The following is a 20,113-nucleotide window of genomic DNA, read 5'->3' as shown; positions in this document are numbered from 1 at the left end:
AGCATCCCGCAGTGTGGCTTAACATTTGGCCATGCTCGACCCGCACCGTCTCACCGTCTTCCGCTCGGTCGTCGCGAGCGGCTCCGTCCAGGCTGCGGCCGACAACCTCGGCCTCACCTCCTCGGCCGTCAGCCAGCACCTCGCGGCGCTCCAGCGAGAGACCGGCCTGACCCTCTTCCAGCGCGCCGGACGGGGCATCGTCCCCACCGAGGACGCCCTCGTCCTCGACGCCCAGAGCGACGAGCCGATGAGCCAGTGGGACCGGCTCGAGCAGGTCGTCTCCGACCTGCGCGACGGCCGGTCGGGGCGACTGTCCATCGGCTACTTCGCCTCCGCCGGCTCGGCCTGGATGCCCGCCCTCGTGCGCCGGCTCTCCGCGGAGTACCCCGACCTCGTCCTCGAGCTGCGACTCAACGAGGTCGAGCAGCGCGGGCCGCGCCCCGACCTCGACCTCGCCATCGACCCGCCGGACACCCCGGTGCCGGCCGGCCTGCGCCGCGTCGACCTCACCGAGGACCCGTTCGTCGCCGTGCTCCCGCGCGACCACCCGCTCGCGGGGGAGGACGAGATCGCGCTCGCCGACCTGCGCGGCGAGACCTGGGTGAGCAACGACTACCCGAGCGCCGTCGGGCACCGGCTGCTCGTCGCGGCGTGCGCGGCGGTCGGCCTGCGCCCCCGCTTCACGGTGCAGGCCCAGGACCACCACACCGCGATCGGGTTCGTCGCGGCCGGGGTCGGCGTCTCGGTGATGCCGGGGCTCGCGGCGCGCGGCCTTCCGGCGAACGTCGTGCGCGTCGACATCGCGCCGCCGGCACCGGTGCGCCACCTGTCGGCGGTCGTGCGCCGGCTCGGTGCCTCGACGGCACCGACCGAGCGGGCCGTCCAGCTGCTCCAGGACCTCATCGCCCACCCGAGCACGATGCCCCGCCGGCGGGTGCGCTGACACCCTGCCGCCGCGCCCGGCGTCAGGGGCGGTCGGACCAGTAGAGGGCGCGGGCCGGGCAGAAGGTGACGGCGCGCTCGCCCTCGGCCCGCCCGACGCGGGCGTCGTCGACGACGGGGTAGCCCCACTCGTCGAGGCGGAAGCGGCCCTCGAGCAGGGTGGCGCACAGGCCGTGGCCGGTGCAGGCCACCCGGTCGACGCGCAGCTCAGGCGGGTTGGACACGGCGGGCTCCCTCCGTCGGGCACGACCCCGCGGCGTGCGCCGCGAGATGGGGCCGCAGCGCCCGCAGGGCCGAGGCGGCGAACCGGCCGACCCCGTCGGGGAAGCGGCAGGCGCCCCGGTCCGGCAGCAGCCCCGCGTGGCGGCGGACGTCGTCGAGGGCGGCGCCGGTCGGGTTCTCCACGAGCCGGTCCCACGCGGCGGCGACGGCGGGCACGCCGAACATGCACGGCCCGCACTGGCCGGCCGTCTCGCCGGCGGCGTAGCGCAGGTAGCGCGTGACGGTCCGCAGCGGGCAGCGCGTCGGGTCGAGGACGTCGACGATGCCGGGCCCGAGGGACCCTCCGAACCGTGCGAGGTACGGTGTCGCCCACCGCAGCCCGCGAGCCTCGTCGGCGGTGAGGACGACACCGCCCAGGCCGCCGACGACCAGGTGCTGCGCCCCGTCGGCCGGCTCCGCGGCGTCGAGCAGGCTCGCGAGGGTCACACCCGCCTGGGTCTCGAGGACCCCCGGCCACCGGACCGCCCCGGTGAGCGTCACGAGGCGCGGGCCGGGCTCGTCCTCGGTGCCGAACGAGCGGAACCACGTGGGTCCGTGCGCCTCGACCTGGGCGATGCGCCACACGGTCTCGGCGTTGAGGACCACCGTGGCCGGGATGCGCCGCCCCGCGGCGTCGCGGCCGCCCATGACGAACGGTCGGCGCTTGGTCATCGGCCGGGCCAGCCCGCCGTTGGCGAAGGAGATGAGTGAGGTCTCCTCGGAGGAGACGTACCGCCCGGGCACCTCGAGGACGTCCGCGCCCCCGGCGGCGAGCAGGGCCGCCGTCCGCGAGCCGCGGTGCGCGGCGAAGGTGATGGACCGCCGGCGGCCGTGGGCCACGAGCGCCGCACCGCGGAGGAGCTCGTCGAGGTGGTGCTCGACGACGTGGGCGTCCTTCGCGGCGCCGACCTCCCCGTCGCACGCGTTGACGACGAGGTGGGCCCCGTGGTCGTGGGCCGCGCGCACCTTGACGCCGGTGCTGAACGCGGCGCCGCCCCGGCCGGTGAGCCCGGCGGCGTGCAGGTCGTCGACGAGGCTCACGTCCACTCACCCCCGACGACGACCTCGCGCCGCTCGCGGTCCGCGTGCGTGGCGAGCAGCCGCCAGAGGACCGCGCCGACCCCGACGACGCCGCACGCCGCGGTGACGAGCCGGAGCCCCGGCTGGTCGGAGGTGCCGAGGACGAAGCCGTGCACCAAGGCCATCGGCCACAGGCCGTACGCCGCGTAGTGCACTGCGCGCCAAGCCCGCTCGGGGATCCGGTGGCGCAACCACGACGTGGCGACGACCGCGACGAGCAGGTCGAGGGCGAGCGTGCCGAGGCCGACCCAGAAGGGTTCGTAGCCGCTCGTGAACGGCACGACGGCCGAGATGGCGTCGATGCTCACGTACGTCTCGGCGACGGCCGTCGCGACGTGGACGCCGAGGAAGGCCACCATCCCGAGCGAGAGCCAGCGGTGGACGGCCATGACGACGGTCGCGGACTCGCCGTGCGGGCGGCGCCGACCGGAGGTGACCGTGCCGAGGACGACGACCGCCGTCAGCAGGGCGATGCTCGCGACACCGGTGCCGCGGGAGAGGTACCAGAGGAGCTCGTTCACGACGCCACCACCTCGGGGGTCGGACGGGTCGGGATGCGCCCGGTCGGGGCGGGCCAGCCGGGGGTCGTGACGACGTCGCGACCGGTGTCGAGGCGGGCCGGCAGCCGGTGCCGCGCCAGCCACACGGGGGCGTCCTCACCGAGCACGACGGCGGCGGTCGAGGCGGCGTTGGCCTCGAGGGCGCTCGCGGCGACGACCGTCACCTGCGCCCAGGTGGCCGGGGCGGTGCGCCCCGTGCGCGGGTCGACGATGTGGTGCGCGGTGCCGCCGTCGGCGCGCACCCAGGTGCGCAGGCGGGTCGAGCTCGTCGCCACGGCCTGGCCCGAGCGCAGGCCGACGACCTGCACGACCCGCCCCTCGGCGTCCTCGACGCCGACCTGCCACCGCCCGTCGGGCGTCGTGCCGGCCAGCGCGATGTCGCCGCCCAGGTCGACGAGGAAGCCGCCGGGGAGCCGGCCGGCGAGGTGACGGGCGACCTCGTCGGCCGCGTGCGCCTTCGCGGTGGACCCGAGGTCGAGCAGGCAGCCGGCGGGGACCTCGACCCGGTCCGTGACGGGGTCGATGGTCACCGAGCGCCAGCCCGGGACCTCCCCCGCGGGCCGGTCCGCGGCGGTCCGCGACCGGACGACGGCGAGGTCGTCGTCGTACCCGCTGGCGGCGACCGCCCGGCCGACCGTCGGGTCGACGAGGCCGTCGGTGAGGCGCGCGGCGCGCAGGGCGGCCCGCAGGCTGCTCGCGAGCACCGGTGACGCGAGCGCGCCCGCGCGGCTGGAGGTCGCCGCGGCCGCCAGCCGGCTCACCTCGGAGTCGGGGCGGAACCGGGAGGCCGCGCGGTCGAGGGCGACGAGGTGGTCGCGGGTGAGCGCCTCGGCCTCGGCGAGGGTCCGGGGGTCGGTGACGACGACCCGCACCGTGGTCCCGATCGCCGCGACCGTCGTCGCGGTCGGCGGGGCGGGGGCGCGGTCGCGCAGGGCGGTGCCCACGGCGCGATCCTCAGGACCCGTGGGTCGTCGACTGGCTCGACGACCCGCTGCCGGAGGACACCGACCCGGAGGCGGAGAACCCGGAGGTGCCGGAGGAGTCCGACGAGGACGACGACGACGACCCGGAGTCGTCCGAGCCGGACGAGGTGGTGCCGGACGTGCCGGAGGAGGACGAGGAGTCGTCGGAGGTCGTGGCCGCCGCGGCCGTCGTCGTCGACTGCGACGTCGCGAGGTGGTACCCCGCGACACCGGTCGTCAGGGCGGCGGCCGCGAGCGCACCGGCCGTCCAGGTCCTGGCCCGCTGGAGGGCTCGGGGGGTGCGGGGCATCGTCATCACCTTCGGAGGTCGGGGTCCTGCGTACCCCTCGACCATCCGGCCCGAGGCTGTGCCGCCCCTGTGCCCGCCCGGTGCCACCTCTGTGGGTTCGCCCGGCGCCGCCGTCAGCGCGTGCCGGCGGTCTCCGGCTCCGGGACCGGCTCGGCGGCCGGCGCGCGCTCGGCGTCCCGGGCCGCGAGGTGCTCGGCGAGCCGCAGCCCCTCGACGTCGAGGTCCGGGAGGCGCCGGTCGAGCCAGCGCGGGATCCACCAGGCCCGGTCGCCGAGCAGGTGCATGACCGCCGGCGTGAGCGTCATCCGGACGACGAACGCGTCGACGAGCACTCCGACCGCGAGGCCGAACCCGATCGGCCGGACCATCACGAGGTGGCTGAACGCGAAGCCGAGGAAGACCGAGGTCATGATGATCGCCGCGGCCGTGACGACCTTGACGCCGTGGACGAAGCCGGAGCGCACCGCCGTCCGCGAGTCCTCGCCGTGGGCGCGCGACTCGTGCATCCCCGAGACGAGGAACATCTGGTAGTCCATCGCGAGGCCGAAGAGCACGCCGATGAGGATGATCGGCATGAAGCTGAGGATCGGCCCGGGCTGGGTGACACCGAACCAGTCGCCGAGCCAGCCCCACTGGTGCACCGCGACGGTCGCGCCGAAGGCCGCCGCCACCGTGAGGAGGAACCCGCCGGTGGCGACGAGCGGCACGACGACCGAGCGGAAGACGACCATGAGGATGAGCAGCGAGAGACCGACGACGACCGCGAGGTAGGCCGGCAGGGCGCCCTGGAGCCGGTCGGAGATCTCGATGTTCGCCACCGTCTGGCCGGTGAGGCCGATCTCGATGCCGTCGTGCCGCTCGAGCAGCGAGGCGGCGCGGCGGATGCCGTCGACCGTCGCGGGCGTCTGCTCGGAGGCCGGGCCGGTGCTCGGCACGACCTGGAAGGCGAGGGTCTCCTTGTCGTCGCTGACGCCGAAGGGGACGACGCTGACGACGCCGTCGACCCCGCGCAGGGCCGAGGCGATGGTCGCCTGGGCGTCGAGCACCTGGGCGTCGGAGCGGGGGGTGTCGGTGGCCGGCAGCTCGGCGACCGCGACGACCGGGCCGTTCATGCCCGGGCCGAACTCGTCGGCGACGGCGGTGTACGCGGTGTAGGCGCTGGACCCGGTGGGCTCGCTGCCGCCGTCGGGGAGGCCGAGGCGCATGTCCGCCGCCGGGATCGCCATGACGCCGACGAGGGCGAAGACTCCGAGCACGGTGAGCCACGGGTGCCGGGTGACCGCGGAGACGTACCAGGCGCCGTGCTCCTCGGGGCGGTCGGTCGCCTCGGCCGGCCGGCTGGCGGCATCGCCGGGAGTGGCGAATCCGGCTCTGCGCCAGGCTCGCCGGGAGACGATGCGCGTGCCCATCAGCCGCATGACGGCCGGTGCGACGGTGACGGCGACGAGGACCGACACGGCCACGGTCGCCGCGGCGACGAGGCCCATCTCGGCGAGGATCGGGATGCCGGAGAGCACGAGGGCGGCGAGGGCGATGACGACGGTCGCGCCGGCGAAGGTGACGGCCGAGCCGGCGGTGGCGACCGAGCGGGCCACCGACTCGCGCAGCGGCATCCCGTGGAGGATGTTCGCGCGGTGCCGGTTGACGATGAAGAGGGCGTAGTCGATGCCGACGGCGAGGCCGAGCATCAGGGCGAGCGCCGGGGTCGTCGAGTTGAGCTCGACGAGGGCCGTCGCGGCCATCGCGCCGCCGAGGCCGACGCCGACGCCGAGGAGCGCGACGAGCAGCGGCAGGCCGGCCGCGACGAGGCTGCCGAGCACGAGGACGAGGACGAGCAGCGCGACGGCGAGGCCGAGGATCTCGCCGGGACCGATGAACTCCAGCGCCTGGGTGATCTCGACGCTGTAGCTCGGCGTGACGCCCGCCGCCTCGAGGACCGGGTCGCCCTTCTCGGGGATGAGCGCGCGGTCCTCCGGCGCGATCGACTGCGCGTTGTCGTCGAACTGCACCTGGACGACGGCGGAGCGGCCGTCCTCGCTGACCAGCCGGGTGCCGGAGGAGGCCTCGGCGACCGCCAGGCCGTCGGCGTACTGGGCCTCGCCGGCGAGGAGCTGCTCGCGGGCGTCGGCGAGCTTCTTCTCGCCCTCGGCCACCTGCCGCCGGCCGTCCTCGACCTGGGCCCGCAGGTCCGCCGTCGCCTGACCGTCGGGGTCGGACTTCTCGAGCTGGGCGAGGAAGGCCTCGCCGCCGGAGAGCTGTCCCTTGGCGTCGGCGAGCTGCTGCGTCCCGCTCTCGAGCCGGGCGCGGCCGTCGTCGAGCCGGGCCTTGCTGTCGGCGAGCCGCTGCGCGGACTCGTCGATCTGCTGCTGCGCGGCGAAGGGGTCGACGACGCGCTCGACGTGCGGCACGGTCGTCCACGCGTCCATCGCCTCGGTGATGGCCCGCTTCTGCTCGTCCGTGAACGCCCCGGAGTCGCTGGTCAGCACGACGCGGCCGAACCCTCCTGCTGCGGAGGGGATCTCGGTGCCGAGCTGCGCGACGACGCGCTCGAACTCGGTGCCCGGGATGGAGACCTGGTTGGTCAGCGGGCGGCCGACGGTCCCGGCGAGGGTGCCGGCGACGGCGAGGACGACGAGCCAGAGGGCGACGACGCGCCAGGCGTGGTCGGCGCACCAGCGGCCGAGGCGGTACAGGGCGGTGGACATCGGGGCCTTCCGGGATGGGGGCGGGTCAGGCGACGGGGGTGCCGGCGAGCAGGCCGGAGCGCAGGTGGCCGAGGGACTCGGCGAGGACGACGTGGAACGCGGGCGGCTGCTCGCCGGCGACGACGGCCTTGGACCAGACGCGGATCGAGGCCTCCCCGCAGCCGAGGACCGCCGCGGCGAGGGTGGCGACGTGCAGGTCGCTCGGGCCGGGGCCGACGCGCTCGCGCAGCCAGGCCTCGAACCAGTCGAGCCAGGTGTGGAACTCGGCGAGGATGAGGCCCTTGGCGTGCGGCGAGGTCTCGCCGGCCGTGGCCAGCACGCCGATCCGCTCGACGAGGGAGAGGTCGCCCGGGTCGTCGACGACGGCGAGCACGCTGACGAGGACGTCCTCGCCGGCTGGACGCTCCTGCAGCCGGGCGCTCAGGGCGACGAAGAAGTCGGAGACGCTCGCGGTGATGACGGACTCGACGGACGGGAAGTAGTTGAAGAACGTCCGGCGCGAGACCCCGGCCCGGTCGGCGACGGCCTCGGCGGTCACCGCGTCGACGCCCTCGTCGCGCACGATCGCGTACGCGGCGGCCGAGATGGCGCGGCGGGTCTGCTCGCGCTTGCGGTCGCGCAGCGACGGGAGGACGCAGGAGGGGGTTCGGGTCACGGGATCAGCGTAGATGCGATGTGCACGGCCGTGCAAATCTGCACGTCGATGCAGGAGGGTGCGACGGCGGCGGGCGTCGGCCACTCGTCGAGGTCCGGGGACACGCGGACGTCGCGGGTCGACGGCCTGCGTGTCACCCGACCCCGGCGCCCTCCGGCCGGGCCGTCGGGGGCCGGTAGGTCTCCTCGACCGCCGTCGCGATGTCGCCGCCGCGCTCGAGGGGCTCGACGAACAGCCGCGCCGACGCGATGAGACCGTCACGGAGCGTGGCGACGATGACCCCGCTCATGGCGAACTCGGAGCCGTCGACGTGGTGGCCGGACCAGGCGACCTCTCCCCACTCGACCTCACCGTCGCCGGCCACCGCGACGAGCTCGGCACGGAAGTCGGGGACCCCCGCGAAGACGGCCGTCCAGTTCTCGCGGACCTGCGCCCGGCCGGTGAACGCACGCCCCGGGTGGGCCGGCTGCTCGCTGACGTAGTCGTCGGCGAAGAGGGCCGCGAACGCGTGGGGGTCGTGGGCGTTCTGCGCTGCCACCAGCCGCTCGTGGATCGAGCCCATGGCCCGACGGTACGCCCGCACCGGGTCCGACGGCGAGGGCCCCGCGCGTCTCGGATGCGAGGCGCGCCCGGGCCGGTGCACCGCCCGGCCGGCCGGTGCGCGTGGGACGCTGAGGGGCATGGTCGAGGGCACCGAGGGGTCGGGACGGGCGGAGGCGCTGCTGCGCCGCATCCGGGAGTCGGTCATCGGCGAGGACCACGTGATGCAGACCCCCTACGGGCCGCGCCGCGTCACCTACGCCGACTACACCGCGAGCGGTCGGGCGCTGACCTTCATCGAGGACTTCCTCCGCGACGAGGTGCTCCCCGCCTACGCGAACACGCACACCGAGTCCAGCGGCACCGGGCTCCAGACCACCCGCCTGCGCGAGGACGCGCGCCGGATCATCCACGAGGCCGTCCACGGCGACGACGACACGGTCGTGGTCTTCGCCGGGTCCGGGTGCACCGGCGCCATCGACAAGCTGATCGGCGTCCTCGGCCTGCGCCTCCCGAGCGCGCTCGAGGACCGCTGGCACCTGTCGCGGCACGTGCCCGCCGAGGAGCGACCGGTCGTCTTCATCGGGCCCTACGAGCACCACAGCAACGAGATCCCGTGGCGCGAGACCATCGCCGACGTCGTGACCATCCGCGAGGACGCCGACGGCCGGATCGACCAGGACGACCTGCGGGCCCGCCTCGAGGAGTTCGCCGACCGGCCGCTGCGCATCGGCTCGTTCAGCGCGGCGAGCAACGTCACCGGCATCGTCAGCGACACCCACGGCATCTCCGCGCTGCTGCACCGGCACGGCGCGCTCGCGTTCTGGGACTTCGCCGCCGCCGGCCCGTACGTCGACATCGAGATGACCGCGCCCGCCGGCGGCGACCCGCTGTCCTACAAGGACGCCCTGTTCCTCTCGCCGCACAAGTTCATCGGCGGGCCGTCGACGCCCGGCCTGCTCGTCGCCCGCCGCGAGCTGTTCGCCAACCGCGTGCCCGTGACGCCGGGCGGCGGCACGGTCGCGTACGTCAACCCCGAGGACCACGCCTACCTCCCGGACCCCGCGCACCGGGAGGAGGGCGGCACGCCGGCGATCATCGAGTCGGTGCGCGCCGGGCTGGTGTTCCAGCTCAAGGAGGCCGTCGGCGTCGAGACCATCCGGGCCCGCGAGGAGCGCTTCCTCGAGCGGGCCGTGCGGGCCTGGCGCGACGAGCCGGGCCTGGAGATCCTCGGCAACCTCGACGCGCCCCGCCTGTCCATCGTCTCGTTCGTCGTGCGCTCGCCGTCCGGCAGCCACCTGCACCACAACTACGTCGTCGCGCTGCTCAACGACCTCTTCGGCATCCAGTCGCGCGGCGGGTGCTCCTGCGCCGGGCCGTATGGGCACCGGCTGCTCGGCATCGACCTCGAGCGCAGCCACGAGTTCGAGCGCGAGATCACCGGCGGCTGCGAGGGCATCAAGCCCGGCTGGGTGCGGGTCAACTTCAACTACTTCCTCTCCGACGCCGTCGCCGACTACGTCGTCGAGGCGGTGCGGATGGTGGCCCGCGACGGCTGGCGGCTGCTCGGCGACTACACGTTCTGCCCGGAGACCGGGATGTGGCGCCACCGTCGGGGGGTCGTCGAGCCGCCGGTGCGCCTCGGCGACGTCGTCTACGGCGACGACGGCACCGTGACGATGCCGCGCTCCGTCGCGCGCGGCGGCGAGGAGATGCTCGCCGAGCACCTGCGCGAGGCGGCCCGGCTGCTCGAGGCCGCGACGCCCCCCGACCTCGCCCGCGGCGACGGCCACGTCTCGGCCGACTTCGAGCACCTCCGGTGGTTCGACCTGCCGGACGGCGCGGTCGTCAGCGGCTGAGCGGTCCGGCGGTCGTCACGGCGCCGACCTCGAGCGGGCCGTAGAGGTGCGGGAAGAGCTCGTCGGAGTCCTCGTGCGGGGGTTCCCAGCGCACCGGCGCCGAGAGCCGTGACGGGTCGACGGTGAGCAGCACGAGCTCGCCGTGGTGGTCGGAGTAGAAGCGCTCGAGCACGGCCGGCCACTGGTCGGCGGTGGACAGGTGCACGAAGCCGACCTCGGCGAGGGAAAGCCCCCGGGTCGAGCGCTCGTAGCGGCCGACGGCGCGGGCCGCCTCCCACTCGGAGGCGTCGGCGACGTGGAAGAGGAGGTCGGTCACGGCGACCACGGTGCCATGCGGACGGCGCCCCGGCGACCCGGGGCCCACCCGGCGGTCGCAGCGCGCGAGCAGCGTCCTCGCAGCGGTCCCGCGTAGACCGGGGACCTGCCCACCGACCGGGTGGGCCGACAAGGGGGTACGACATGACGATCTTCACGAAGACCCGGCTGGGCCTCGGGGCGGCGGTGGCCACGGCCGCCCTCGCGGCCGCCGTGCCGCTCGCGGCGCCCGCCTCGGCGTCGACGTCGCAGTGCGACTACGGCCGGATGTGCATCTGGCAGTACGGCGACGCCACCGGCATGTACGGCAGCTTCGCCAAGGGCACCTCGGACCTCGGGGTGGCTCTCGGCGGCAAGATGGACGACAAGGCGAGCTACGTCTACAACCACGACAGCGAGCCCTGGTGCGTCTACCAGTACAAGAACCAGGGCGGCCACGCGATGATGGTCCCCGCGGGCAAGAAGGCCTCGATCGTCAACATCATCGACCCGCGCGACGGCTTCACCTGGGACAACCGGGTCTCCTCGCTCCGCCCGGCCCTCCACTTCGTCCCGCCGCGCAACCCGGGTGCCGCGTACTACGCCTGCCAGGGGGACTACATCGTCCTGCGCTGACCGCGCGCCACCCACGTCGGGGGGGCGGGGGCCCCCCCCCCCCCGGCGGCGGCGGGTGGGGGGGGGGGGGGGGCCCCCCCCCCCCGCCCCCCCGCCACCCCCCCGGGCGGGCCGGGGCCCCGGGCCGGGGCCCCCGGGGGGGGGGGCGCCCCCCCCCACTGCCGGGGGAGTGCTCCCCATCGCGCCGCGACCGCGTGCTCTGACACGCTCGGTCGACCGGGCGCGGTGGAGCCGCTCGGTGCCGAGAACGGGGAGGACGACGTGACGGGCCACATCGAGGTCGACTACGCGGGGATGGACGCGCTGGCGACGGCCGGGGCGGACCAGCGCCGGTACCTCCGGGCGGTGAAGGTCTTCGTCGAGCGGGGGTGCAGCGACGTCGGCGCGTTCTCGGGCTTCATGGCCATCTTCCGCGGCGACTACACCGACGCGCTCTCGACGGCCCAGGAGGGGCTCGAGACCGGCCCGGCGTCGGCTCGCCGCGTGGCCCACACGGTGCGCGCCAACGCGAGGACCTACCACGACCGCGACATCGAGGCCGCCGACGGCCTGCGGGGCCTCGAGCTCGAGGTCCGCCGGGTCGGGCTGCCGACCGTCGGCCTGCCCTCGCCCGTGCCGCTGGCGGGTGGGGAGCCCGGGATCTCCAAGGGCGAGAAGAACCTCGCGATGGGCACCGGCGGCCTCATCGACGTGATGAACGAGGCCGGCAAGCAGCACTTCCCGCACGTCCCGCAGAACCCGTGGGACGACGGCCCCAAGGGTCTCAACCCCCTCTCGCCCATCGACCTGATCGGCGAGGGCCAGTCCACCGTCGAGATCGCGCAGAGCGGGAACGACGCGGGCAACGACCTCGACGACTACCGCGACTTCGAGAGGAAGCACGGGCGATGAGCACCCTCACGATCGACGACCCCACCGCGTACCTGGACCTGGCGACGGACTCCGACGCGCTCGGGCAGATGATCGACGAGGCCAAGGGCAACCTCGGCCCGATCGTCCAGGCCATCGACTGGGTGGTCGAGAAGGTCCTCGGCTTCTCGCCCGTCGAGAAGCTGTCCGAGCCCCTCATCGGCGACTTCAACGCCGTCGACGAGATGCGCTCGAACTGGAAGCAGGCCGGCACCGCCCTCGGCGTCGTCGGCTCGAACTACCACGCGATGGCGGCCGCGGTGCCGGCGACCTGGCGGGGCGACGACGCCCGCGAGGCCGCCCGCCGGATGCGCCGGCTCGGCAACGCCCACACCCGCCAGGGCACCGCCGCCGGGCTGATGTCGCGCCAGCTCGGCAACATGCTCGAGGCGACCTCGAAGGTGGTCGAGGGGGTCTTCGGGCTCATCGGCCTCGCCGAGGACATCATCTTGTCGATGAGCGCCGCGAAGATCGCCAAGGAGATCCTCACCGGCGGCGGGATGATCCGGAAGGCCATCGGCTACGTCAAGGAGGCCATCAAGCTCATCGAGACGCTCGGCAAGGTGATCCCGGCGGTCCTCGAGGCGTGCGGCATCATGGCCACCGTGATGTCGGGGGTCAACGCGGTGCTCGCCTTCGGCGTGGCCGGTGCCCAGGGCGAGGCCGGCGGCCACGTCGACAGCACCGCCGACGCCGGGTTCTAGGAGGAGGAGACGTGCCCGACCGGGACCAGTACGACACCGAGGGCGTGCTCGCGCAGGCCGAGGCCGCGGCGCGCCGCAGCGAGGACGACCTCGCCGTGGTGCTCGCCGAGGTCGACCGCGCGCAGGCGAGCATCGCCCGCGGCCGCGCGGAGCTCGCGCAGGCCCGCGCCGAGCTCGAGCGCGAGGCCGACGAGGAGGAGCGCCGAGCGCGTGCGGGAGAGCTCGGACGGGCCCGGCGCGTCGTCCAGGAGCGCATCGACCGCGACGAGACGACGTGGCGCGCGGTGATGAGCGACGTCGACCAGCACTGGAGCGCCGTCGAGGTGCGCGGCGAGACGGTCGCGGCGTGGCGCACGGCCATCGACCGGCTCGAGCAGGAGGACCCGGAGTTCGCCGCCCTCTACCGCTCCGTCGCCGAGGGTCGCGACCCCGCCGAGCGCCCCGGCGAGTGGGACAGCCTCGGCCCGGCCTCCGACGCCGAGCCCCCGGTGCGGCCGGGCGAGACCTGGCCCCGGTCCGGGCCGCACCGTCCGGGCCCCGACGTCCCGGACCCCGGCCGATGGTGACCGGCGACGGGCCGGGGCCGGACGAGCAGGCCCTGCCGCCGCCCAGCCCGTACCACGACGCCCGCTCCCGCATCGGGATGGTCGTCATGATGGCCGTCGGTCTCTTCTTCGCGGCGGCCTACGGCACGATCGCGGTCGTCGCCGACCTGCCGGGACTCTGGGCCGGGGTGCCGGTCGCGCTCCTCGGCGTCGTCTGCGTCTACCTCGCGCAGCGCCGCTGGGCCCAGCGCGGACAGCGCGGGGGACTGTGGATGCTCGTCGGGTCGCTGCTCGTCATCGGCTCGGTCTGGGCCGCGTTCATGACGAGCAACGCGCTGCTCTGAGGCCGGGGTCGGTGGGGACGTGAGCCTGGCTCGCAACGCGTGGCACGCCGGGTGGTCCGGCTACCGCTTCGTCCTGGCGCTGCTCGCCTACCCGCTCCTCGTGGCCCTGCTCATCTGGGCCGGGGTGGTCCTCGGGCACGTGGCGTTCTGGCTGGGCGCGGTCGCCGGACTGGCCGGCTGGGCGACTGCCGCCGTCGTCGTCGTGCGCCGGAGCCGCCGGATCGACGCGGGAGCCTCGACGGACCTGACGCCGGGGGTGCTCGCGCTGCCGGGGCTGGTCATGATCGCCGCGGCGGTCGTCCCGTGGCTGGTCGCCTGAGCCGGGCGGGGCCTCAGCGGGCGTCGGTCGCCGCGGAGTCGACGAGCGGGCCGGTGCGGTGCGCGAGGTGGGTGACGAGGCAGATCGCGGTGTTCGCGCGCAGCACGTGCACGTCGTCGATGATCTCGTCGATGACCCGTCCGAGGTCGGCGTTGTCGCGCGCCGCGACCCGCACGACGAGGTCGCCGACCCCGGTGATCGAGTGGATCTCGAGCACCTCGGGGATGGCCGACAGGTGGGCGACGACCGGCTCGTGGCCCTGCCGCTGGCTGATCTCGAGGGTGCAGAACGCCGTCACCGGGTAGCCGAGGGCCGCGGGCTCGACCTGCGGCGCGAACGAGCGGATGACCCCGCGCTCCTGGAGCCGGTCGAGCCGGGCCTGCACGGTGCCGCGGGCGACCCCGAGGGTGCGCGAGGCGCCGAGCACCCCGACATGCGGGTCGTCGGTGAAGAGGGCGATGATGCGGGCGTCGAGCGTGTCCACCCCGTCCGTTCTGGCCATGGTCACATCGTCCAGTACGGCACCCTCCTGAGGCAACAGCATGCGCATCGTGACCACCGTGTCGTGGTCTGGTTGCACATCGCGACCAGCACACGGACAGTGGCGGGATGACTGACACGACGACGACGTCCGCCAGCCCCCTCGACCTCACCGACGCCGAGCGCGAGGCCGACCTCGACCTCGAGCAGCTCAAGCAGCTCGTCGGCCTCGTCGAGTACGACGAGAGCACCGACCCGTTCCCCGTCACCGGGTGGGACGCCATCGTCTTCGTCGTCGGCAACGCGACCCAGACCGCGCACTACTACCAGAGCGCTTGGGGCATGGAGCTCGTTGGCTACACAGGCCCCGAGAACGGCACGCGCGACCACAAGGCCTTCGTCCTCAAGTCCGGCTCCATCCGCTTCGTCGTCAAGGGCGCGGTCACCCCGGACAGCCCGCTCATCGCGCACCACGCCGCCCACGGCGACGGCGTCGTCGACATCTCGCTCGAGGTGCCCGACGTCGACAAGTGCGTCGAACAGGCCCGCCGCGCCGGCGCCACCGTCCTCCAGGAGCCCGAGGACCTCACCGACGAGCACGGCACCGTCCGCGTCGCCGCCATCGCCACCTACGGCGAGACCCGGCACAGCCTCGTCCAGCGCGTCGTCGACGGCCGGACCTACGAGGGCCCGTACCTGCCCGGCTACGTGGCGGCCTCGTCGAGCTTCGTCAAGCGCGACGGCGCCCCGAAGCGGCTCTTCCAGGCCCTCGACCACATCGTCGGCAACGTCGAGCTCGGCCGGATGGACGAATGGGTCGCGTTCTACAACAAGGTCATGGGCTTCGTGAACATGGCCGAGTTCATCGGCGACGACATTGCCACCGACTACTCGGCGCTGATGTCGAAGGTCGTCGCCAACGGCAACCACCGGGTGAAGTTCCCGCTCAACGAGCCGGCCGTCGCCAAGAAGAAGAGCCAGATCGACGAGTACCTCGAGTTCTACTCGGGCCCCGGGGCCCAGCACCTCGCGCTCGCGACGAACGACATCCTGCGCACCGTCGACGAGCTGCGGAAGGAGGGCGTCGAGTTCCTCGACACCCCGGACGCCTACTACGACGACCCCGAGATGCGCGCCCGCATCGGCGAGGTCCGCGTGCCGATCGAGGAGCTGAAGTCCCGCAAGATCCTCGTCGACCGCGACGAGGACGGCTACCTCCTCCAGATCTTCACCAAGCCGCTCGGCGACCGCCCGACCGTCTTCTTCGAGATCATCGAGCGGCACGGCTCGCTCGGCTTCGGCAAGGGCAACTTCAAGGCCCTCTTCGAGTCCATCGAGCGCGAGCAGGACAAGCGCGGGAACCTCTGAGGCACAGCGCCCCTCGCCACGACGCACGACGGCCCGGTCCCCTTCGCGGGGGCCGGGCCGTCGGCGTGTGCCGGGGTCAGGAGGCGTTGAGGCGGGCGTGCCGGCGGCCGTAGAGGAAGTACACGAGTAAGCCGAGGACCATCCAGATCGCGAAGCGCAGCCAGGTCTCGAGCGACAGGTTGCTCATGAGGTAGACGCAGGCGAGCGCCGACACGACCGGCACCACCGGGGAGAGGGGCGTGCGGAACGGGCGCGGCAGGTCGGGCTTGGTGCGCCGCAGGATCGGCACCGCGATGGAGACGACGACGAACGCGAAGAGCGTCCCGATGGACACGAGGTCGGCCAGCGCCGTGAGCGGGACGAACCCGGCGAGCGCGGCCACGAGGACGACGGTCATCAGCGTGATCCTCCACGGCGTGCCCCAGCGGGGGTGGACGGCGGCCACCGAGCGGGGGATGAGCCCGTCGCGGCCCATCGAGAAGCCGATCCGGCCCATCGCGACGATGTCGACGAGGATGACCGAGGTCAGCCCCGCGACCGCGGCGATGGAGACGAGCACCGAGGCCCAGCCGGCCCCGACCGCCTCGAAGGCGCTGGCGATGGGCGCCCCCTCGTTGAGCTCGTCGAACGGGACCATCCCGGTGATGACGAGCGAGACCCCGACGTAGAGCACGGTGCAGACGGCGAGCGTCCCGAGCAGGCCGAGCGGCAGGTCGCGGTGCGGCTTCCTCGTCTCCTCGCCGAGGTTCGCGACGGCCTCGAAGCCGGTGTACGCGAAGAAGACCACGGCCGCCGCGGTGAGCACGCCGGCGAACCCGAAGGCCGTGGGCTCGATGCCGAAGAGGGCCTGGCTGACCGGCTGCTTCAGGCCCGAGGTGCCCTCCTCCACCGGCCGGGCCGGCGGGATGAACGGGGAGAGGTTGGCCGCCTTGACGTAGAAGGCGCCGGCGACGACGACGAAGAGGCAGACCGCGACCTTGACGACGACGAGGGTGTTCGTGACCCGCGCGCTCTCGCGGATGCCGACGACGGCGACGACGCCGAGCAGCAGGACGATGGCGATCGCCCCGACGTTGACGACCGACTGCTCCCCGAAGACCGAGGTCGGCAGGTCGAAGAGCTCCTGGAGGTAGCCGGACCAGCCCCGGGCCACCACCGAGGCGCCGAGGGCGAACTCGAGGATGAGGTCCCAGCCGATGATCCAGGCGAACACCTCGCCGATCGTCGCGTACGCGTACGTGTACGCCGACCCGGCGGTCGGTACGGCGGAGGCGAGCTCGGCGTAGCAGAGGGCGGCGAGCAGGCTGACCGCCCCGGCGATGAGGAAGGAGATGACGACGCCGGGGCCGGCGTGGTTCTTGGCCTCGATGCCGGTGAGGGTGAAGATCCCGGTGCCGATGACGATGCCGATGCCGAAGCCCATGAGGTCGAACGGTCCGAGACGACGGGTGAGCCGGCCGGGGCCGTGGGCGTCGTCACCGCCCTCGCCGTCGGGTCCGCCCGCCTGGGCCAGGACGTCCTCGACGGGCTTGGTGCGCAGGACGGAGGAGTCGTCGCTCATCCGGCGACCCTATGACCGCGCCTCGCGGGACCGCGCGCTGGGTGCTGGGGCATCCGGTGCGTGGGACGGCTCAGGTGCGCTCCTGGTCGGCCGGTGACGACCACGGCGTGACCGGCCGGGGGACCGGCTCGCCGTCGACGACCAGGTCGGTGCGCTCGGCGTAGAAGCAGACGAGGTCGCGGACCGCGGCCACCTCGGGCAGCGGGTCGGGGTAGGACCAGGCGAGGTCCTCCACGGCCGGGGCGCCGTCGCGCGCCGGCAGCGACCAGTAGCGGGCGTGGCCCTTGTAGGCGCAGGTGGTCCTCGAGGTGCTCGGCTCGAGCAGGTCGAGGCGGACGTCCTCCGGCGGCAGGTACCAGCGCACCGGGATGTGGGTCTCGTACAGCGCCACGGCGTTCCGGCTGTCGGCCAGCGTCACGCGGCCGACCGAGACGACGACGTGGCGATCGCTCGCGAGGAGGTCGATGCGCTTGAAGGGGTCGTGCGGGTGCCCGGTGACCGGCTGGGCCTCCTCGGTCCAGGAGAACGGCTCCCACTCGAGAACCACCCGCCCGCCGAGGTCGGGGTCGTCCGGGGCGAAGGCGGCGTCGGGCACGCGCCGGTCGCCGACGACGACGTCGTACGAGGTGCCGGGCGTCGTGTGCCAGCCGAAGTTCACCGGCCCGAGCACCGGCGGCAGCGGGTCGGGGAGGGTGGCGGGGGAGCGTTCCTCGAGGACGGTGGCGAGGTCGCCCCGGGGGACCGCGTACATCGGCACGACGCGCCGCGGCTCCCAGACGAGGGCGGCGTCGGTGGTGTCGAGCACGGGCTGCCCGTCCAGGCTCGCCCGCACCCGGCGGGTGACCGGCTCCCACCGGAGCTCGGCGTGGAGCGAGGAGTGGTGCCGTCCGAGGTGCAGGGCCATCCGGTGATCGTCCGCCCGAGCGGCGTCCGGGTCAACGGGGCCTCGCCGGCACGTGACCCCCGTCGTGAGACCCTGAGCCCATGACGACGCCCACCGCCGCCGGGTGGTACGACGACCCCGACGACCCGGACCTGCTCCGGTACTTCGACGGCATCGTCTGGACCGCGCACACGACGACGAAGGTCTCGCCGACGGCCGCCGCCTCGACCATCGGGCGCTCGCCCGCGGTCCCGTCCGCCACCGAGCGGGCTGCGGCCGGCCACCCGGCGGGTCGCCCGGCCGGCGACGCCTCGGGTCCCCAGGGCGGATGGTCCGCGCCGCCCGCCGGCTCCGGTGCCCGACCGGGCGAGCAGCGGCTGCCGGACGGCGCGGTGCTCGCCGAGTGGTGGCGCCGGCTCCTCGCGCGCGTCGTCGACTCGATCCTCGTCAACATCGTCGGCGGGCTGCTGTCGTTGCCGTTCCTCGGCCCGGTCCTCGACGTCTTCGAGGACTTCTTCGCGGCCGCGCTCGAGGGTGGACCGGGGTCCCAGCCCGACCAGGCGGCGCTCCAGAACGCGCTGACCGAGGTGGCCCTGCCCGTCACCCTCGTCGGTCTCGCCGTCGCGCTCGTCTACGAGGTCGGCTTCCTCGTGTGGCGCTCGGCGACACCGGGGAAGATGCTGCTCGGCACGGTCGTCCGGCCGGTCGACGCGGCCGGTCCGGTCACCCTGCCCGTCGCGCTGCGGCGGCAGGCCATCAAGGTCGTCACCGAGCTGCTCTCGCTGAACACCGTGCTCGGGCTCGCCGGGGTCTTCCTCTCCGTGCTCGACCCCGCCTGGCTCCTCTGGGACCCGCGGCGCCAGGCGCTGCACGACAAGGTCGCCGACACCGTCGTCGTCCTCAAGCGCTGATCAGCGGGCGGGGAGGATGCTCCCCACGCACTCGCCGAAGCCGATGACCGAGCCGTCCGGGCCGGGGGCGTTCGCGCGCAGGACGACGGTGTCTCCGTCCTCGAGGAAGGAGCGCTGAGAGCCGTCCTCGAGGGTCACCGGCTCCCGGCCGCTCCACGAGAGCTCGAGGAACGAGCCACGGGTGTCCTTCCCCGGCCCCGATATCGTGCCGGAGCCGAAGAGGTCGCCCGGGCGCACCGAGGCGCCGTTGACGCTGAGGTGGGCGAGCATCTGGGCCGGCGACCAGTACATGTCGCGGTACTCGGGCCGGGAGACGACGGTGCCGTTCCACTCGACCTCGACGTGCACGTCGAGCCCCCACGCCGTGCCGGGGTCGTCCGCGGTGGCGTCGGAGCCGCGCAGGTAGGGGAGCGGCTCGGGGTCCTGCCCGGGCAGCGGGACGCGGGCCGCGCGCAGCGCGTCCGTGGTGACGACCCAGGGGCTGATGCTCGTCGCGAACGACTTGCCGAGGAACGGCCCGAGCGGGACGTACTCCCAGGCCTGGAGGTCGCGGGCCGACCAGTCGTTGAGGAGGACGACACCGAAGAGGTGGTCGTCGGCGTCCTCGAGGGCGACCCGGTCGCCGCGGGCGGTCGAGCCGCCGACGACGAAACCGAGCTCGGCCTCGATGTCGAGCCGGGCGCTCGGGCCGAAGGTGGGGGCCGCGTCGGTGGGGGCCTTGCGCTGGCCGGTGGGGCGGACGACGTCGGACCCGGAGACGACGACGGTGCCCGAGCGGCCGTGGTACCCGATTGGCAGGTGCTTCCAGTTGGGGGTCAGCGGCTCGGAGTCGGGACGGAAGATGCGTCCGACGTTGCTCGCGTGGTGCTCGCTCGCGTAGAAGTCGACGTAGTCGGCGACCTCGAGCGGCAGGTGCATCGTCACGTCGGCGAGCGGCACGAGGTGCGGGCGGGTGCGCTCCTCGTGCACCGCGTCGGTGAGGACGGCGGTGAGCCACTCGCGGGCCGTCGTCCAGGCGTCCCGGCCGAGGGCGAGGAACGGGTTGAGGCTCGGCCGCTCCCACGCGGCGGTGAGGTCGGGTCCGTCGCCGACGCCGACCGCGTCACGACCGATGCGGGCCACCTCGCTGACGTCGAGCACGTGGTCGCCGACGCGGACCCCGACGCGGGGCTCGGTGCCGGCGGTGCTGAACACGCCGTAGGGGAGGTTGTGGAGGCCGAACGGGTGGTCGGCGGGCAGGTCGAGCCAGGTCATGGCGCGTCGGTCCTTCCGGGGTGGGACGGTG

23 protein-coding genes are annotated in these 20,113 nt (G+C 74.2%); 10 read left to right on the top strand and 13 right to left on the bottom strand.

Annotation, left to right across the window (positions count from 1 at the left end; genetic code table 11):
• Nucleotides 1–31 precede the first annotated feature (31 nt).
• Nucleotides 32–943, top strand: coding sequence for a LysR family transcriptional regulator (locus JQN70_RS02165; RefSeq protein ID WP_204129658.1), 912 nt, complete (start codon nucleotides 32–34; stop codon nucleotides 941–943).
• 22 nt (nucleotides 944–965) lie between these two features.
• Here the strand turns inward: JQN70_RS02165 and JQN70_RS02160 are convergent, their stop codons facing one another.
• From JQN70_RS02160 to JQN70_RS02125, 8 genes are all read right to left on the bottom strand, one after another.
• Nucleotides 966–1,166 carry a ferredoxin gene (locus JQN70_RS02160; protein WP_204129657.1) on the bottom strand — a complete coding sequence of 67 codons (201 nt, stop codon included), beginning with the start codon at nucleotides 1,164–1,166 and terminating at the stop codon, nucleotides 966–968.
• On the bottom strand, nucleotides 1,150–2,244 hold the full coding sequence (locus tag JQN70_RS02155) for an NADH-ubiquinone oxidoreductase-F iron-sulfur binding region domain-containing protein (RefSeq protein ID WP_204129656.1): 1,095 nt from the start codon (nucleotides 2,242–2,244) through the stop codon (nucleotides 1,150–1,152). Before JQN70_RS02155 ends, JQN70_RS02160 begins: the two co-directional genes overlap by 17 nt.
• Complete coding sequence (locus tag JQN70_RS02150; protein WP_204129655.1) at nucleotides 2,241–2,804, bottom strand: ferric reductase-like transmembrane domain-containing protein; 564 nt, start codon at nucleotides 2,802–2,804, stop codon at nucleotides 2,241–2,243. The genes JQN70_RS02155 and JQN70_RS02150 overlap by 4 nt, the downstream gene beginning before the upstream one ends.
• Nucleotides 2,801–3,787 (bottom strand): FAD:protein FMN transferase, encoded by a 987-nt coding sequence (locus JQN70_RS02145; RefSeq protein ID WP_307835767.1) that lies wholly within the window; start codon nucleotides 3,785–3,787, stop codon nucleotides 2,801–2,803. Before JQN70_RS02145 ends, JQN70_RS02150 begins: the two co-directional genes overlap by 4 nt.
• Before the next feature lie 10 nt (nucleotides 3,788–3,797).
• The gene (locus JQN70_RS02140) at nucleotides 3,798–4,115 is read right to left on the bottom strand and encodes a hypothetical protein (protein WP_204129654.1); all 318 of its coding nucleotides are present in this window, start codon (nucleotides 4,113–4,115) and stop codon (nucleotides 3,798–3,800) included.
• A 113-nt stretch (nucleotides 4,116–4,228) separates the two neighbouring features.
• Nucleotides 4,229–6,820, bottom strand: a complete 2,592-nt coding sequence (locus JQN70_RS02135) for an MMPL family transporter (RefSeq protein ID WP_204129653.1) — start codon at nucleotides 6,818–6,820, stop codon at nucleotides 4,229–4,231.
• Nucleotides 6,821–6,845: 25 nt separating this feature from the next.
• Nucleotides 6,846–7,475, bottom strand: coding sequence for a TetR/AcrR family transcriptional regulator (locus tag JQN70_RS02130; RefSeq protein ID WP_204129652.1), 630 nt, complete (start codon nucleotides 7,473–7,475; stop codon nucleotides 6,846–6,848).
• Between the two features lie 133 nt (nucleotides 7,476–7,608).
• The gene (locus JQN70_RS02125) at nucleotides 7,609–8,037 is read right to left on the bottom strand and encodes a nuclear transport factor 2 family protein (protein ID WP_204129651.1); all 429 of its coding nucleotides are present in this window, start codon (nucleotides 8,035–8,037) and stop codon (nucleotides 7,609–7,611) included.
• 118 nt (nucleotides 8,038–8,155) lie between these two features.
• Between JQN70_RS02125 and JQN70_RS02120 the strand changes: the two genes are divergently transcribed.
• Nucleotides 8,156–9,874 carry an aminotransferase class V-fold PLP-dependent enzyme gene (locus tag JQN70_RS02120; protein ID WP_204129650.1) on the top strand — a complete coding sequence of 573 codons (1,719 nt, stop codon included), beginning with the start codon at nucleotides 8,156–8,158 and terminating at the stop codon, nucleotides 9,872–9,874.
• On the opposite strand, the gene JQN70_RS02115 is transcribed toward JQN70_RS02120, so the two are convergent.
• Nucleotides 9,864–10,190 carry a DUF952 domain-containing protein gene (locus JQN70_RS02115; RefSeq protein WP_204129649.1) on the bottom strand — a complete coding sequence of 109 codons (327 nt, stop codon included), beginning with the start codon at nucleotides 10,188–10,190 and terminating at the stop codon, nucleotides 9,864–9,866. The genes JQN70_RS02120 and JQN70_RS02115 overlap by 11 nt on opposite strands.
• 143 nt (nucleotides 10,191–10,333) lie before the next feature.
• Between JQN70_RS02115 and JQN70_RS02110 the strand changes: the two genes are divergently transcribed.
• The 6 genes from JQN70_RS02110 (at nucleotide 10,334) to JQN70_RS02085 (ending at nucleotide 13,625) form a co-directional block, all read left to right on the top strand.
• Complete coding sequence (locus JQN70_RS02110) at nucleotides 10,334–10,804, top strand: peptidase inhibitor family I36 protein (protein ID WP_204129648.1); 471 nt, start codon at nucleotides 10,334–10,336, stop codon at nucleotides 10,802–10,804.
• A gap of 261 nt (nucleotides 10,805–11,065) precedes the next feature.
• The gene (locus tag JQN70_RS02105) at nucleotides 11,066–11,695 is read left to right on the top strand and encodes a hypothetical protein (protein ID WP_204129647.1); all 630 of its coding nucleotides are present in this window, start codon (nucleotides 11,066–11,068) and stop codon (nucleotides 11,693–11,695) included.
• Nucleotides 11,692–12,417, top strand: a complete 726-nt coding sequence (locus JQN70_RS02100) for a hypothetical protein (RefSeq protein WP_204129646.1) — start codon at nucleotides 11,692–11,694, stop codon at nucleotides 12,415–12,417. Before JQN70_RS02105 ends, JQN70_RS02100 begins: the two co-directional genes overlap by 4 nt.
• Before the next feature lie 11 nt (nucleotides 12,418–12,428).
• Nucleotides 12,429–12,983, top strand: coding sequence for a hypothetical protein (locus tag JQN70_RS02095; protein ID WP_204129645.1), 555 nt, complete (start codon nucleotides 12,429–12,431; stop codon nucleotides 12,981–12,983).
• Entirely contained in the window at nucleotides 12,977–13,306 is a 330-nt protein-coding gene (locus JQN70_RS02090; protein WP_204129644.1) for a hypothetical protein, read from the top strand. Before JQN70_RS02095 ends, JQN70_RS02090 begins: the two co-directional genes overlap by 7 nt.
• Before the next feature lie 19 nt (nucleotides 13,307–13,325).
• Nucleotides 13,326–13,625, top strand: a complete 300-nt coding sequence (locus JQN70_RS02085) for a hypothetical protein (protein ID WP_204129643.1) — start codon at nucleotides 13,326–13,328, stop codon at nucleotides 13,623–13,625.
• 13 nt (nucleotides 13,626–13,638) lie between these two features.
• Here JQN70_RS02085 and JQN70_RS02080 read toward each other — a convergent pair whose 3' ends face one another.
• The gene (locus JQN70_RS02080) at nucleotides 13,639–14,127 is read right to left on the bottom strand and encodes an Lrp/AsnC family transcriptional regulator (protein WP_204129642.1); all 489 of its coding nucleotides are present in this window, start codon (nucleotides 14,125–14,127) and stop codon (nucleotides 13,639–13,641) included.
• A 107-nt stretch (nucleotides 14,128–14,234) separates the two neighbouring features.
• Between JQN70_RS02080 and hppD the strand changes: the two genes are divergently transcribed.
• Nucleotides 14,235–15,473, top strand: coding sequence for a 4-hydroxyphenylpyruvate dioxygenase (gene hppD, locus JQN70_RS02075; RefSeq protein WP_204129641.1), 1,239 nt, complete (start codon nucleotides 14,235–14,237; stop codon nucleotides 15,471–15,473).
• Between the two features lie 76 nt (nucleotides 15,474–15,549).
• Here hppD and JQN70_RS02070 read toward each other — a convergent pair whose 3' ends face one another.
• Nucleotides 15,550–17,034, bottom strand: coding sequence for an amino acid permease (locus JQN70_RS02070; RefSeq protein ID WP_204129640.1), 1,485 nt, complete (start codon nucleotides 17,032–17,034; stop codon nucleotides 15,550–15,552).
• A 70-nt stretch (nucleotides 17,035–17,104) separates the two neighbouring features.
• Complete coding sequence (locus JQN70_RS02065; protein WP_204129639.1) at nucleotides 17,105–17,938, bottom strand: DUF427 domain-containing protein; 834 nt, start codon at nucleotides 17,936–17,938, stop codon at nucleotides 17,105–17,107.
• Nucleotides 17,939–18,018: 80 nt separating this feature from the next.
• Here JQN70_RS02065 and JQN70_RS02060 point away from each other — a divergent pair, with 80 nt between their 5' ends.
• Nucleotides 18,019–18,828: an RDD family protein gene (locus JQN70_RS02060; protein WP_204129793.1), complete on the top strand. Its 810-nt coding sequence runs from the start codon at nucleotides 18,019–18,021 to the stop codon at nucleotides 18,826–18,828.
• Here the strand turns inward: JQN70_RS02060 and fahA are convergent, their stop codons facing one another.
• A complete protein-coding gene (gene fahA, locus JQN70_RS02055) occupies nucleotides 18,829–20,082 on the bottom strand; it encodes a fumarylacetoacetase (RefSeq protein ID WP_204129638.1) in 1,254 nt (417 codons plus the stop codon).
• Nucleotides 20,083–20,113 lie beyond the last annotated feature (31 nt).

This window comes from Phycicoccus sonneratiae, assembly GCF_016887965.1.
GTDB lineage: Bacteria > Actinomycetota > Actinomycetes > Actinomycetales > Dermatophilaceae > Phycicoccus > Phycicoccus sonneratiae.
Note: the sequence above shows the minus strand (reverse complement) of the source record. Positions and strands in the feature narration are given on the sequence as shown.

What these genes read in the sequence shown, in the direction of transcription:
- JQN70_RS02165 (WP_204129658.1), top strand. Translation starts at nt 32, where the DNA reads ATGCTCGACCCGCACCGTCTCACCGTCTTCCGCTCGGTCGTCGCGAGC.
- JQN70_RS02140 (WP_204129654.1), bottom strand. Translation starts at nt 4,115, where the DNA reads ATGCCCCGCACCCCCCGAGCCCTCCAGCGGGCCAGGACCTGGACGGCC.
- JQN70_RS02135 (WP_204129653.1), bottom strand. Translation starts at nt 6,820, where the DNA reads ATGTCCACCGCCCTGTACCGCCTCGGCCGCTGGTGCGCCGACCACGCC.
- JQN70_RS02125 (WP_204129651.1), bottom strand. Translation starts at nt 8,037, where the DNA reads ATGGGCTCGATCCACGAGCGGCTGGTGGCAGCGCAGAACGCCCACGAC.
- JQN70_RS02120 (WP_204129650.1), top strand. Translation starts at nt 8,156, where the DNA reads ATGGTCGAGGGCACCGAGGGGTCGGGACGGGCGGAGGCGCTGCTGCGC.
- JQN70_RS02110 (WP_204129648.1), top strand. Translation starts at nt 10,334, where the DNA reads ATGACGATCTTCACGAAGACCCGGCTGGGCCTCGGGGCGGCGGTGGCC.
- JQN70_RS02100 (WP_204129646.1), top strand. Translation starts at nt 11,692, where the DNA reads ATGAGCACCCTCACGATCGACGACCCCACCGCGTACCTGGACCTGGCG.
- JQN70_RS02090 (WP_204129644.1), top strand. Translation starts at nt 12,977, where the DNA reads ATGGTGACCGGCGACGGGCCGGGGCCGGACGAGCAGGCCCTGCCGCCG.
- JQN70_RS02080 (WP_204129642.1), bottom strand. Translation starts at nt 14,127, where the DNA reads ATGGCCAGAACGGACGGGGTGGACACGCTCGACGCCCGCATCATCGCC.
- hppD (WP_204129641.1), top strand. Translation starts at nt 14,235, where the DNA reads ATGACTGACACGACGACGACGTCCGCCAGCCCCCTCGACCTCACCGAC.
- JQN70_RS02070 (WP_204129640.1), bottom strand. Translation starts at nt 17,034, where the DNA reads ATGAGCGACGACTCCTCCGTCCTGCGCACCAAGCCCGTCGAGGACGTC.
- JQN70_RS02065 (WP_204129639.1), bottom strand. Translation starts at nt 17,938, where the DNA reads ATGGCCCTGCACCTCGGACGGCACCACTCCTCGCTCCACGCCGAGCTC.
- JQN70_RS02060 (WP_204129793.1), top strand. Translation starts at nt 18,019, where the DNA reads ATGACGACGCCCACCGCCGCCGGGTGGTACGACGACCCCGACGACCCG.
- fahA (WP_204129638.1), bottom strand. Translation starts at nt 20,082, where the DNA reads ATGACCTGGCTCGACCTGCCCGCCGACCACCCGTTCGGCCTCCACAAC.